Source organism: Streptomyces sp. NBC_00513, from assembly GCF_041431415.1.
In the GTDB taxonomy this organism is placed as follows: domain Bacteria; phylum Actinomycetota; class Actinomycetes; order Streptomycetales; family Streptomycetaceae; genus Streptomyces.
Map to the genome: position 1 here is coordinate 4,075,006 of NZ_CP107845.1, position 13,687 is coordinate 4,088,692.

At 70.0% G+C, this 13,687-nt stretch carries 9 protein-coding genes; 5 read left to right on the forward strand and 4 right to left on the reverse strand.

Annotated elements, in window-relative coordinates; genetic code table 11:
• Nucleotides 1–4: 4 nt before the first annotated feature.
• From OHA84_RS18795 to OHA84_RS18805, 3 genes are all read right to left on the reverse strand, one after another.
• Nucleotides 5–817 carry a hypothetical protein gene (locus OHA84_RS18795; RefSeq protein WP_266970652.1) on the reverse strand — a complete coding sequence of 271 codons (813 nt, stop codon included), beginning with the start codon at nucleotides 815–817 and terminating at the stop codon, nucleotides 5–7.
• 148 nt (nucleotides 818–965) lie between these two features.
• Complete coding sequence (locus tag OHA84_RS18800) at nucleotides 966–2,243, reverse strand: metallophosphoesterase (protein ID WP_063839678.1); 1,278 nt, start codon at nucleotides 2,241–2,243, stop codon at nucleotides 966–968.
• A 292-nt stretch (nucleotides 2,244–2,535) separates the two neighbouring features.
• A complete protein-coding gene (locus tag OHA84_RS18805) occupies nucleotides 2,536–3,651 on the reverse strand; it encodes a LacI family DNA-binding transcriptional regulator (RefSeq protein WP_053684018.1) in 1,116 nt (371 codons plus the stop codon).
• 362 nt (nucleotides 3,652–4,013) lie between these two features.
• On the opposite strand from OHA84_RS18805, the gene hisC reads away from it, so the two are divergent.
• Entirely contained in the window at nucleotides 4,014–5,096 is a 1,083-nt protein-coding gene (gene hisC / locus OHA84_RS18810) for a histidinol-phosphate transaminase (protein WP_053684020.1), read from the forward strand.
• An 81-nt stretch (nucleotides 5,097–5,177) separates the two neighbouring features.
• Here the strand turns inward: hisC and OHA84_RS18815 are convergent, their stop codons facing one another.
• Entirely contained in the window at nucleotides 5,178–5,546 is a 369-nt protein-coding gene (locus OHA84_RS18815; RefSeq protein WP_266970649.1) for a cyclophilin-like fold protein, read from the reverse strand.
• A 190-nt stretch (nucleotides 5,547–5,736) separates the two neighbouring features.
• Here OHA84_RS18815 and OHA84_RS18820 point away from each other — a divergent pair, with 190 nt between their 5' ends.
• The 4 genes from OHA84_RS18820 (at nucleotide 5,737) to OHA84_RS18835 (ending at nucleotide 13,664) form a co-directional block, all read left to right on the forward strand.
• Nucleotides 5,737–7,242, forward strand: coding sequence for a cytochrome ubiquinol oxidase subunit I (locus OHA84_RS18820; protein ID WP_266970647.1), 1,506 nt, complete (start codon nucleotides 5,737–5,739; stop codon nucleotides 7,240–7,242).
• A gap of 18 nt (nucleotides 7,243–7,260) precedes the next feature.
• Nucleotides 7,261–8,262, forward strand: a complete 1,002-nt coding sequence (cydB, locus tag OHA84_RS18825) for a cytochrome d ubiquinol oxidase subunit II (RefSeq protein ID WP_266970646.1) — start codon at nucleotides 7,261–7,263, stop codon at nucleotides 8,260–8,262.
• Between the two features lie 63 nt (nucleotides 8,263–8,325).
• A complete protein-coding gene (gene cydD, locus OHA84_RS18830; protein WP_371591417.1) occupies nucleotides 8,326–11,913 on the forward strand; it encodes a thiol reductant ABC exporter subunit CydD in 3,588 nt (1,195 codons plus the stop codon).
• 14 nt (nucleotides 11,914–11,927) lie between these two features.
• Nucleotides 11,928–13,664 carry a GAF domain-containing sensor histidine kinase gene (locus tag OHA84_RS18835; RefSeq protein ID WP_053684031.1) on the forward strand — a complete coding sequence of 579 codons (1,737 nt, stop codon included), beginning with the start codon at nucleotides 11,928–11,930 and terminating at the stop codon, nucleotides 13,662–13,664.
• Nucleotides 13,665–13,687 lie beyond the last annotated feature (23 nt).

A 13,687-nucleotide genomic window follows, 5' to 3' on the forward strand; every position in this document is an offset into this window, starting at 1 on the left:
CAGGTCACTCCGATTCGGGCTCCGGGCCTCCGAAGTCCGGGCTGGTGAAGTCCGGCGGCGAGTAGCCGGGTCGGGTGGTCCCACCGGAGGTTCCGGGACTCGTGAAGTCCGGTGCGGTGTAACCCAGGTTGGGCATTCGGCTGGACGGGAGTCGTCGTACGGGCGAGCCCGGGCGCGTGCTCGGATCGGCCAGGGCGTCCCGCAGGAACGGCATGATGCCCCGTTCCAGCAGGGCGTTGCGCCAGGCTTCCCGTGCGCGCGAGAGCTCGTCGGGTATCACCACGGTCTCCTCGGCCGCCACCTCGGTTGAGCTGTTGCGGACAGCGGTCACCAACAGCCCGATCACCGCGAACAGCAGTGCGGCCACGGTGAGGGCGCCGAAGAGCCAACCCGCCGTCAGCATCGTTTTGGCGAAAGCTGGTTCGGGGTCGAGCATCTTGAGGCTGTAACCCACGAGCAGGAAGATCAGCATGGCGGTGCCCGCCAGGACCGGCGCCAGTACGGCCACGATGGCGCTCACTCCGGCGCCGTCGTCCTGGCCGTCGTCCTGGTGCTCTCCGGCCCTTCCCGAGGCCGTCAGGGCCTCGTCGCGCAGGTCCTCGCGGACCTTCACGAAGTGGTTGTACTCGGCGGCGGCCGCCGCCGTCAGGATCGCGCTGGCGCCCATGGCCATGGTGCGCAACTGTTCGGCGTTCAGTCGTTCGCCCAGGGCGGCGAGTTCGGGCCGTTCGTTCGCTGTGCGCAGCGCCTCGTCGAGGAGCCGATCGAACTCCGGTCGGTCTTCGGTGAGCAGGTGCGGAGCGCTGGTCATGTGCATCCCCCGATGCTCCGTACAAGCCGGTATGCCCGCGTAGACCCGGGCGCCGGCACAAACGGAGGAGAGCCTGCTACGGATAGAGCGATGGTAGAGCGACCATGCCACGCCGTGACAGGGGCTTTCCGGAAATACCCCGCTCAGCGAACGGTCAGTCGCGCAGAGGCAGCTGTACGACCAGGAGCTTTCCGGCCATCGTGACCCCGCCGTCCATGGCGATGGCCAGCCTGTCCGCGTACACGTGCGGGCCGTCCACGACCTCGGGGCCGCGCGGTTCGTCGCCGTCCTCGGTGCCCACCTCGCCGAGCAGGTACGGGATGGGGCTGTGGCCGTGTACGACGCGGCCACCTCCGTAGGTGCCCAGGAGTTCCCGTACGGCCTGCGGGCCCGTTTCCTCGTCACGGAAGGCGAAGCGCTTGGTGAACTTTCGGAAGAGATCCCACGTGATGTCTGCGTCGTTGCGGTTGAGCAGCTCGTGGATGGTGTCGTTGACGTCCTCGATGGAGCTGCCGTAGTCGAGGTAGGCGGTGGTGTCGGAATGCAGCAGTAGGTGCCCGTCCTCCAGCGTGGCCGCGTCGAGCCGCGACATCCACTGGAGGTGCACGTCCTCCAGCCGCTCCATGTCGGTGCGCTGACCGCCGTTGAGCAGCCAGGCGGCCTGGAAGGTGGCGGTGCCGGCGCCGGAGTGGATCGGGGTGTCGCCGAAGCGCTTGGCGCCGATGAGCAGCAACTCGTGGTTTCCCATGAGGGCCTTGCAGTAGCCGCCCGCCGCGGCGGCCTCGGCGGAGAGCCGCATGACCAGGTCGATGACCCCGATGCCGTCGGGGCCCCGATCGGTGAAGTCTCCGAGGAACCAGAGCCGGGCGTTGCCCGCGGACCACCGTCGGTCGGCGTCGATGAGGTTCTGGGCCTGGAGCTCGGTGACGAGCTCGTCCAGGTATCCGTGTACGTCGCCCACGACGTACAGCGGGCCGGGGCCGGGCGCCGTGGCCTCTTGGGGGACGTAGTGGACCTGGACCGTGTCACCGGGGCCGCCCTGTGCGCCCCGGCCGATGATGGGCAGGTCGCGCTGCGTGGGCGTGTAGCCGTCGGGGTCCTCGTCCTCGGCCGGCGCGGGTGCGTCCGGCACGTCCGACGCGGCGGGTGCCAGGCCCGTGTACGCGCCGACGACCCGCTGGTGGGGCACGTGTTCGGCCTCCGGGCGCACCGCGACGTGGTCCATCGGATGGGTCACGGGCTCCGCCCGGTACTCGGGCTGCCCGTGTCCGGGCGCGCCCTCGCCGTAGTACGCGGGGTACTCGCCGTACACGGGCTGCTCGCCGGACAGGCCGACGGACGCCGCGTACGGGGCGGGTTCGGTGACCGGCACGCGGAAGTCTCGCAGCGTGTCCGTCCGCATCGCGGGTCCCTGACCGGCCCCCTGAGTCATCGACCCCTCCACCACCGTCGCGCTGCCGTACACCTGCGGACCCTCTGACCTCCGGGTCGGAGGGTCCGTGATGTCGTGCGCCCATCATAGGAATGCGGCTCGCGCTCTGTGACGCACCAGGGGTGGTGAATCCTGGCCGGAGCCGTCCTTCCTGCCACTTTCGACCGATATATGTGTGGTTGAAATCTTTGGCGGGGCCGTCGGCCCCGCCGGTGTGGCGTCCGGCACGGCCGATTCGTTCAGTCGAGTGGGTCGGTCGAGTGGTCGGTCGGTCGAGTGGTCGGTCGAGCGGTCAGTCCTGGGCCGGTGAGCGCGGCGGACTGACGGTCGTGCGGGGCTGCCTGCGCTGTGAGGAGGTGCGGATGATCAGTTCGGTCGGGACGACCTGTTCGACGGGCCGGCCGGTGTCGACTCCCTCGATCGCGTCGATGAGCAACTGCACGACGGCCGTGCCGATGCGCCGCGGTTTCAGGGAGAGGGTGGTGATCGGTGGTTCGGTGTTCGCGTACACGGTCGATTCGCTGCAGCACACGAGCAACAGGTCCTCGGGGACACGCAGCCCGTAGCGCCGGGCGGCGGCGAGCAGATCGGTGCCGTTGGGGTCGAAAAGCCCGTAGACGGCGTCGGGTCGGTCGGGTCGGGCGAGCAGCCGGTCGGCGGCGACCGCGCCCGCGCACGGGTCGTGGGCGGGGTAGGACTCGTAGACGGGGTCTTGGCCGACGCGCTCGCACCAGTTGAGGTAGGCGGTGGTGGAGAGCCGTGTGTAGGTGTCGGTGGTGGTGCCGGTGAGCAGCCCGATCCGGCGGGCGCCCGCGGCGGCGAGATGGTCGAGCAGGTTGAGTACGGCCGCTTCGTGGTCGTTGTCGACCCAGGCGGTGACGGGGAGGGACCCGGCGGGTCGGCCGTCGGAGACCACGGGCAGGCCCTGGCGGACAAGCTCGCTGACCACGGGATCGTGGTCGGAGGGGTCGATCACGACGGTGCCGTCGAGGGCCACGTTGGACCAGACGTCGTGTCGTGAGGTGGCGGGCAGGATGACGAGGGCGTAGCCGCGGGCGAGCGCGGCGGAGGTCGCCGCCCTCGCCATCTCCGCGAAGTACGCGAATTCGGTGAAGGTGAAAGGTTCATCCCCGTACGTGGTCACGGTCAGGCCGATGAGGCCCGACTTGCCCGTACGGAGGGTTCGGGCGGCGGCGGACGGGCGGTAGCCCAGCCGGTCGGCGACCTCGCGAACGTGGCGACGGGTGGCGTCGGGCAGCCGTCCCTTGCCATTGAGCGCGTCGGAGACGGTCGTGATGGAGACGCCCGCCGCGGCGGCCACGTCTCTGATGCCGGCCCGGCCCTGTCGGCCGCCGGTCCGCCGGGTGGTCTCGGTCCGGCTCACCTGATGCTTCCCTGCTGCTGTCATGGCGAGCCGATAGTAGGGCTCGTGGGGGCGGCTGGTCTGGGTGCATATGCACGCGTTGACAGGCGCGTTTCTGCATGGTTCGCCACCCCCAATGACCTTGGAAAAGAAGGTTCTTGGTTGCTTGGAGCGGGAGTGGAGCTTGTCGGCGGGTACGGGCATGCCAAAACGGCACGCTGTCCGGTCGGTCGCAACTCACCTGCACGGGGGATGCGCGCCACGGCGCAGGCCACCGGCGCGCGCATATATGCGCGCGCTCCCCCTGTGATCCTGGCGCCTGCCATTCTCGGATCGGCGGAATCCTCATAAGGTGTGCAGCATTGAGTCGACGGCGACGTCGACGGGACGGTCGAGGAGGACCTGCGGTGAGCGAGAAGAGCCCGAGGCTGCGCGCCGAGCTGGACGGCATCCCCACCTACAAGCCGGGCAAGCCCGCGGCCGCGGGTGGGCCCGTCGCGTTCAAGCTGTCCTCGAACGAGAATCCGTACCCGCCTCTGCCCGGGGTCCTGGAGACGGCCGTCGCGGCGGCCGGCCGTTTCAACCGCTACCCGGACATGGCCTGCACCGGCCTGGTGAACGAGCTCGCGGAGCGGTTCGGGGTACCGGTCGAGCACATCGCCACGGGCACCGGCTCGGTCGGCGTGGCCCAGTCGCTGATCCAATCGACGGCCGGTCCGGGCGACGAGGTCATCTACGCGTGGCGGTCCTTCGAGGCGTACCCGATCATCACGCAGATCTCGGGCGCCACGTCCGTGCAGGTGCCGCTGACCGACGGGGACGTGCACGACCTGGACGCGATGTACGCCGCGATCACCGAGCGGACCCGTCTGATTTTCGTCTGCAACCCCAACAACCCCACGGGTACCGCGGTGCGCCGGGCGGAGCTGGAGCGGTTCCTGGACCGGGTGCCCTCGGACATCCTGGTGGTGCTGGACGAGGCCTACCGCGAGTTCGTGCGCGACACGGACGTGCCGGACGGCATCGAGCTCTACCGTGACCGCCCCAACGTGTGCGTGTTGCGTACGTTCTCCAAGGCTTACGGGCTGGCCGGCCTGCGTGTCGGTTTCGCGGTGGCGCACGAGCCGGTCGCCGCGGCGCTGCGCAAGACGGCGGTTCCGTTCGGTGTCAGCCAGCTCGCACAGGACGCGGCGGTCGCCTCGCTGCGGGCCGAGGACGAGCTGATGGGCCGGGTCGGCGCGCTGGTGGGCGAGCGGGCGCGGGTGCACGCCACGCTGCTCGCGCAGGGCTGGACGGTGGTCCCGGAGACGCAGGCCAACTTCGTGTGGCTGCGGCTGGGGGAGCGGACCGCCGAGTTCGCGGCGGCCTGCGAGAAGGCCGGTGTGGTGGTCCGGCCCTTCGCGGGCGAGGGCCTGCGGGTCACGATCGGTGAGACCGAGGCGAACGACCTCTTCCTGCACGCGGCGGAGGCGTTCCTCAAGGAGTTGTAGGGGCTGTAGGAGCTGCGAGGGCCGTACGGGCTTCAAGAGCTGTACGGGCTTCAGGAGCGGGCAGGAGCCCGCGGGACTCGACTACGCGAGTTCCACGCGGATGGGGTCGCCGTCGCGGACGGTGGCCAACAGGCGGGGGTCGCCGCCGAACGAGCCGAGCACGTTGCACGGGCTCGCCAGGCGACTCTCGCCTTCGCGCGAGATGGGCGTGGGGCCGTAGGGCAGCGCGAGAGCGTCGCCATCGGTCCAGAACGCCACGGTGCCCGGGTCGACCACCTGTCGGGCGTCGTGTTCCAGGGCCACTGAGATTCCGGTGTCGAAGTAGACCTCTTCGCCCCAGGTGTTGGCGGAGGCGGAGATCGGGAGTGCCTCCGTCAGGGCCTTGCTGGTCGGGGTCTCGTCGAGCGTCGCGGTGAGCTGACCCGCAGGCCAGGAGATTCGAATCTTCATGGGGCGCATTCAACAATCTGTTGAATGTATTGGCTAGAGGGGACCCCGCTCAAGAGTCCGAAAACGATGTGCGCCATAATGCTTGTGAATGTGAACGCGTTCACAAGCGTGTCCTGCTTTGTCCCGTATTGAGCAGTACACATCAGGCAAACTGCGGCTGTGACCACGGCGACACGAAGGAGACGACGACGTGGACCAAGCTCTGGCGCCAGAGACCCTGGCGCGATGGCAGTTCGGCATCACCACCGTCTACCACTTCCTCTTCGTCCCCCTGACGATCTCGCTCGCCGCGCTGGTCGCGATCTTGCAGACCGCCTGGGTGCGGACCGAGAAGGAGAAGTACCTCAAGGCCACGAAGTTCTGGGGCAAGCTCTTCCTGATCAACATCGCGATGGGTGTGGTCACGGGCATCGTCCAGGAATTCCAGTTCGGCATGAACTGGTCCGACTACTCGCGGTTCGTCGGTGACGTCTTCGGGGCGCCGCTGGCCTTCGAGGCCCTGATCGCCTTCTTCTTCGAGTCCACGTTCATCGGCTTGTGGATCTTCGGGTGGGACAAGCTGCCGAAGAAGATCCACCTGGCCTGCATCTGGATGGTGTCGATCGGCACCATCCTCTCCGCGTACTTCATCCTCGCGGCCAATTCCTGGATGCAGCACCCGGTCGGCTACCGCATCAACGAGAAGACCGGGCGGGCCGAGCTCACCGACTTCCTGCTCGTCCTGACGCAGAACACCGCCTTGGCGCAGGTGTTCCACACCCTCACCGCCGCCCTGCTGACCGGGGGCGCGTTCATGGTGGGCATCGCCGCCTACCACCTGTTGCGCAAGAAGCACATCCCGGTGATGCGCACCTCACTGCGGCTGGGCCTGATCGCCGTCGTGGTCGGCGGTCTGCTCACCGCGGTGAGCGGCGACACCCTCGCCAAGATCATGTACAAGCAGCAGCCGATGAAGATGGCAGCAGCCGAGGCACTGTGGGACGGCGAGAAGGGCGCGCCCTTCTCGATCTTCGCCTACGGCGATGTCGACAAGGGTCACAACAAGGTCGCCATAGAGGTGCCCGGCCTGCTGTCGTTCCTCGCGGACAACACCTTCGACTCCTACGTGCCCGGCATCAACGACGTGAACAAGGCCGAGCAGGAGAAGTACGGGCCCGGCGACTACCGTCCCGAGGTTCCCGTCGCGTACTGGGGCTTCCGCTGGATGATCGGGTTCGGCATGGCCTCATTCACCATCGGGGCCATCGGCCTCTGGCTGACGCGACGCAAGTTCATGCTGCCGCCGGCCCTGCGCACCGGTGAGGACGAACGGCCCCACCTGGTGCTCTTCAGGAAGGCGCTGAGTCCCCGCTTCACCCGCCTGTACTGGCTCACCACGATCTGGACGCTCGGCTTCCCGCTGATCGCCAACTCCTGGGGCTGGATCTTCACCGAGATGGGCCGCCAGCCGTGGGTGGTCTACGGAGTCCTGCGCACCCGTGACGCCGTCTCCCCCAGCGTCTCGCAGGGCGAGGTCATCACGTCGATGCTCGTCTTCACGGCCCTCTACGCGGTGCTCGCCGTGATCGAGGTCAAGCTGCTCGTGAAGTACGTCAAGACCGGCCCGCCCGAACTCACGGAAGCCGACCTCAACCCGCCCACCAAGATCGGCGGGGACGACAAGAACTCCGACCGGCCGATGGCCTTCTCGTACTGAGGCTGAGGAGACCACACCATGCAACTTCAAGACGTCTGGTTCGTGCTCATCGCCGTCCTGTGGATCGGCTACTTCTTCCTGGAGGGCTTCGACTTCGGGATCGGCGTACTCACCAAGCTGCTCGCCCGCGACCGTACGGAGAAGCGGGTCCTGATCAATACGATCGGGCCCGTGTGGGACGGCAACGAGGTCTGGCTGCTCACCGCCGGCGGTGCCACCTTCGCCGCCTTCCCCGAGTGGTACGCGACGCTCTTCTCCGGCTTCTACCTGCCGCTGCTGATCATCCTGGTCTGCCTCATCGTCCGTGGCGTCGCCTTCGAGTACCGCCACAAGCGTCCCGAGGACAAGTGGCAGACCAACTGGGAACACGCGATCTTCTGGACCTCGCTGATTCCCGCGTTCCTGTGGGGCGTGGCCTTCGCCAACATCGTGCGCGGCGTGAAGATCGACCAGCACAAGGAGTACGTCGGTACCTTCCTCGACCTGCTCAACGGGTACGCGCTCCTCGGCGGCCTGGTCACCCTCACCCTGTTCACCTTCCACGGCGCGGTGTTCGCCTCGCTCAAGACCGTCGGTGACATCCGGGACCGCTCGCGGAGCCTGGCGACCCGGCTGGGTGTGGTCACCGCCGTGCTGGCCCTGGTCTTCCTGACCTGGACCCAGGTCTCGCGGGGTGACGGCAAGAGCCTGATCGCCATGGCCGTCGCGGTCGTGGCGCTGCTCGCGGCGCTCGGCTTCAACCTGGCCGGCCGTGAGGGATGGTCGTTCGCCCTGTCGGGGGTCACCATCGCCTCCGCCGTCGCGATGCTCTTCCTGACGCTCTTCCCGAACGTCATGCCGTCCTCGTTGAACGACGCCTGGAGCCTCACCGTCGACAACGCCTCGTCCACCCCGTACACCCTGAAGATCATGACCTGGCTCGCGGTGGTGGCCACCCCGGTCGTCGTGCTCTACCAGGGCTGGACCTACTGGGTGTTCCGCAAGCGCATCGGTACGCAGCACATCGTTGACGTGCACTGAGCCGCTGACCGTCCCGGGCTCTTCGAGCCGGACAGCCCGTGCCTGCCTGACCCTGCCGAGGGGATGTTTCACGTGAAACCGATCGACCCGCGTCTGCTGCGGTACGCCCGCTCCACTCGTCTCTTCCTGGGCGCGGTGGTGGCCCTCGGGCTGGCCGGGGCGGGGCTGGTCGTCGGTCAGGCGATGCTCATCGCCGAGATCGTGGTCGGTGCCTTCGAGGAGGGGCTGGGCGGTGAGGCGCTCCGGACGCCACTGCTGCTGCTCGCGGCGGTGGCGCTGGGGCGCGGGCTGATCGCCTGGCTCACGGAGCTGGCCGCACACCGGGCCAGTGCCGCGGTCAAGTCCGAACTGCGGGGGCGACTGCTGGACCGGGCCGCCGATCTGGGGCCCGGATGGCTGAGCGGGCAACGCACGGGATCGCTGGTGGCGCTGGCCACCCGGGGCGTGGACGCCCTCGACGACTACTTCTCCCGCTACCTGCCCCAACTGGGGCTCGCGGTCGTCGTGCCGGTGGCGGTGCTCGCGCGGATCGTCACCGAGGACTGGGTGTCGGCGGCCATCATCGTCGTCACCCTGCCGCTGATCCCGCTGTTCATGATCCTCATCGGCATGGCCACCCAGTCCCGGATGGACCGCCAGTGGCGGCTGCTCTCGCGGCTGTCGGGGCATTTCCTGGACGTGGTGGAGGGCCTTGCGACCCTGAAGGTCTTCGGCCGGGCCAAGGCCCAGGCCGAGTCGATCCGCAAGATCACCGACGACTACCGGCAGGCCACGATGCGGACGCTGCGCATCGCCTTCCTCTCCTCCTTCGCCCTGGAACTCCTCGCCACGCTGTCGGTGGCCCTGGTGGCCGTGACCATCGGCATGCGGCTCGTGCACGGGGACCTCGACCTGTACACCGGACTCGTCATCCTGATCCTGGCCCCGGAGGCCTATCTGCCGCTGCGCCAGGTGGGGGCGCAGTACCACGCGGCGGCCGAAGGCTTGGCCGCCGCCGAGGAGATCTTCGAGGTGCTGGAGACCCCGGTCGCGCGGGGTGGCGGTTCGGTCGTCCCGCCGGCGGGCACCCCGCTTCGCATCGCGCTGGACGGTGTGGCCGTCCGGTACGAGGGCCGGGGCGAGGACTCGCCCGGACCGGTGTCGCTGGTCGTCGAACCGGGCGAGTGCGTGGCCCTCACCGGGCCGAGCGGCGCGGGCAAGTCCACGCTGTTGCAGGTACTGCTGGGATTCGTGGAGCCGACCGCCGGGCGGGTGTCCGTCGCGGGCGTGGCCCTGGCCGATCTGGCGCCCGAGCAGTGGCGTGAGCGGATCGCGTGGGTGCCGCAGCGGCCGCACCTGTTCGCGGGGACGATCGCGGAGAACGTGCGACTGGCCAGGCCGGACGCGTCCGACGACGCCGTCGCCGAGGCCCTCGCGGACGCCGGGGCACGGGAGTTCGTGAGCGCGCTGCCCCGTGGCGCGGACACGGTACTCGGCGAGGGCGGGGTGGGGCTGTCCGCCGGCCAGCGTCAGCGCCTGGCACTGGCCCGGGCCTTCCTGGCGGACCGGCCGGTACTCCTGCTGGACGAGCCGACCGCCGCGTTGGACGGGGAGACCGAGGCCGCCGTCGTCGAGGCCGTACGGAAGCTCGCGGTCGGGCGGACCGTCCTGCTGGTGGTGCACCGGCCGGCGCTGCTGGCCGTCGCGGACCGTGTCGTGGTCGTGGGGGCGGGCCCGGCGGGCTCCTCCCCCGTGGCGGACACGCCCACGCCCGCAGGGATCCCGCGGGGAGCGGGACCGGTTCGGGACACGGAACCGGCCGATCCCGGCGAGTGGATCCTCGGCGTCGCGTCCGAGGGCGCCGCGAAGGAAGCGGGCACCGACGCGGGCGGGCGCGATCCGCTCCGGCGGGTGCGCGAGGTGGCCGCGGCCTGGCAGGGGAGGTTCCGGCTCGGGCTGCTGCTCGGCGCGCTGGCCGTCGGGTGCGGTGTCGGTCTGATGGCCGTCTCCGGATGGCTGATCTCTCGGGCCTCGGAGCAACCGCCGGTCCTCTACTTGATGATGGCGGTCACGGCGACCCGTGCCTTCGGCATCGGGCGCGCCGTCTTCCGCTACGCCGAACGGCTGGTGTCGCACGACGCCGTCCTGCGGATGCTCGCCGATCTGCGGGTCTCGGTGTTCCGGCGGTTGGAGCGGATCGCCCCGGCCGGACTGCGCGAACAGCGGCGCGGGGATCTCCTGTCCCGGCTGGTGGCCGACGCGGACGCCCTGCAGGACTACTGGTTGCGCTGGCTCCTTCCCGTCGGCACGGCGGTACTCGTCGGCACCGGCTCGGTGGTCTTCACCGCCTGGCTGCTGCCGGAAGCCGGGGCCGCGCTCGCCGTCGGCCTGCTCGTGGCCGGTGTGGGGGTGCCCCTGGTCAGCGGCGCCATCGCCCGCCGCGCCGAACGCCGGCTGGCGCCCGCCCGAGGACGGCTCGCCACCCGGGTGGCCGACCTGCTGACCGGTACCGCCGAGTTGACCGTCGCCGGTGCGTTGGAGGGGCGGAAGGCCGCCGTGCGTGCGAGCGACCGGGGGCTGACCGACATCGCCTCGCGGGGCGCGGCCGCGACGGGGGTCGGCGGTGGACTGTCCGCCCTGGTGTGCGGTCTGACCGTGGTGGTCGCCGCCCTCTTCGGCGCGAACGCCGTGGTCGACGGCCGGCTGTCCGGGGTGACGATGGCGGTGATCGTGCTGACTCCGTTGGCCGCCTTCGAGGCCGTCACCGGACTTCCGCTCGCGGTGCAGTACCGGCAGCGGGTGCGCCGCAGTGCCGAGCGGGTCTACGAGGTCATCGACGCGCCGGCTCCGGTCGCCGAACCGGACCGGCCGCACGTGATGCCCGTCTCGCCCTTCCCCCTGCGGGTGACGGGGCTCACCGCCCGGCACCCCGGCCAGGAGCGGGACGCGCTGGAGGGACTCGACCTGACGTTGGAGGCCGGCCGCCGTGTCGCGGTCGTCGGGCCGTCGGGCTCGGGCAAGACCACGCTGGCACAGGTCCTGCTGCGATTCCTGGACCAGAGCCAGGGCTCGTACACCCTGGGCGGGGTCGACACGCGCTCGCTCGCCGGCGACGACGTGCGGCGGATCGTGGGCCTGTGTGCCCAGGACGCGCACATCTTCGACAGCTCGGTACGGGAGAACCTGCGCCTGGCCCGCACCGACGCGACCGAGGCGCAGCTGAGGCAGGCGCTCGCCGCGGCGCGACTGCTGGAATGGGCCGACGGGCTTCCCGACGGTCTGGACACCCTCGTCGGCGAACACGGGGAGCGGATCTCCGGCGGTCAGCGCCAACGGCTGGCCCTGGCCCGGGCGCTGCTCGCGGACTTCCCCGTCCTGGTCCTGGACGAGCCGGCCGAGCACCTCGACCTCGCGACGGCGGACGCGCTGACCGCGGACCTGTTGGCGGCCACCGAGGGCCGGACCACGGTGCTGATCACACACCGCTTGGCCGGCCTGGAGGCGGTGGACGAGGTGATCGTCCTGGATCGGGGCGCGGTCGTACAGCGTGGCGGGTACGAGGAGCTGGCCGTCATCGAGGGGCCACTGCGGCGGCTCCTGGAGCGGGAACGGGAGGCGGACGCACTGCCGGCCGGGAACAGCAGGCCGACTTTCCCCAATAAAGTGGACTAACTAGGCTCAAGGGCATGTCAGTGCAGGAGTCTCAGGAACCACCGGAACCATCACGGAGAACACCCGACCCGCTGGAGGCCGCCACCCAGGCCACCAGGAGTCTGCAGGGCCTCTCCACCGAGCTCACCGCCCGGGTGCCGCAACTGCTGGAGGCCATGCGCTCGGTCGGTACGGGCCTTGAACTGCACTCCACCCTCGACCGCATCTGCGAGACGGCCGCCGAGCTGGCGGACGCCCGCTACGCGGCGATCGGCGTCGTCGACACCGAGGGCCGCGGGCTCTCGGACTTCGTCACCTTCGGCATCAACACCGAGACGGCACGGAAGATCGGCCATCGTCCGGACGGGAAGCGGGGCCTGCTCGGCGCACTCATCTCCCACCCGGACACCGTGCGGCTCGCCGACCTCACGAAGGATCCCCGGTCGTCGGGCTTCCCGGCCCATCACCCGCCCATGAAGACCTTCCTCGGCGTCCCGATCCGGGTGCAAGGCGAGATCTTCGGCAATCTGTACCTCGCCGAGAAGAACGGCGGCGGCGAGTTCAACGACTACGACGTGCACATGGTCCGCGTGCTGGCCACCGAGGCGGGCATCGCCATCGGCAACGCCCGGTTGTACGAGGCCGCCACCCAGCGCGAGCGGTGGATCGACGGCTCGGTGGCCGTCACCACGGCCCTGTTGTCCGGCGGGGACGCGGACGACGCCCTCGCGGTGGTGGCCGAGCAGGCCCGCCGGTTGGCCGACTCCGCGGCCGGGATCGTGCTGCTGCCGGCCGAGGACGGCGGGATGGAGATCGTCGCCGTGTCCGCCGAGAACCCGGCGACCTCGCTCGGAGTGGTCATCCCCGCCGAGAGCCCGGTGGTGGACAAGCTACTGCGGGGCGAGCCCGTCTTCGTGGACGACGCCTCCTCCGACCCCCGCATGATCGGCAAGCTGACCAGCCAGTACGGGCCCTGCATGATGCTGCCGCTCCACAGCGGCGGACGGGTGCTCGGAGCCCTGGTCACCCCGCGGGCGCGCGGCAAGCGGCCCTTCACCGAGTCCGAGCGGACCCTGGCGACCCAGTTCGCCTCGCAGGCCGCCCTCGCGCTGATGATGGCCGAGGCCCAGCGCGACCGGGAGCGGCTCGCGGTGTTCGAGGATCGCGACCGCATCGCCCGTGATCTGCACGACCTGGTGATCCAGCGGCTGTTCGCCACCGGAATGATGTTGGAGGGCGCGCAGCGCCGGTCCCTCGTCCCGGAGGTCAGCGACGGGGTCGGGAAGGCCGTGGACGAACTGGACGTCACGATCCAGGAGATCCGCACCGCGATCTTCGCCCTCCAGCAGGGACCGGCGGAGGCCCCTTCGGGATTGCGCACCCGGGTGCTGCGAGAGATCAACATGGCCGCCGTCCCCCTCGGCTTCAAGCCCGCGCACCGATTCCTCGGCCCGATCGACGCGGTCGTGGGTGAGCTGGTCGGCAAGAACCTGATCGCGGCGCTCCGCGAGGCACTGTCGAACGCGTTCCGGCACTCCGAGGCGTCCCGGATCGAAGTGGTCCTGGACTCCACCATCCACCTTGCCGACGGCCGGCCCGGCGTCCGGTTGGAGGTGGCGGACGACGGGGTGGGCATCGCCGAGGGCGGCCGCCGCAGCGGGCTGAGGAACCTGCGCCGTCGAGCCGAGTCGCTGGGCGGGTCGAGCTCGTACGGCCCGGGAATCGGCGAGGACGGCGGCGGGACCACCCTGGTCTGGGAGGCCCCGCTCTGAGTGCCCGACGCCGGTCCCGCCGT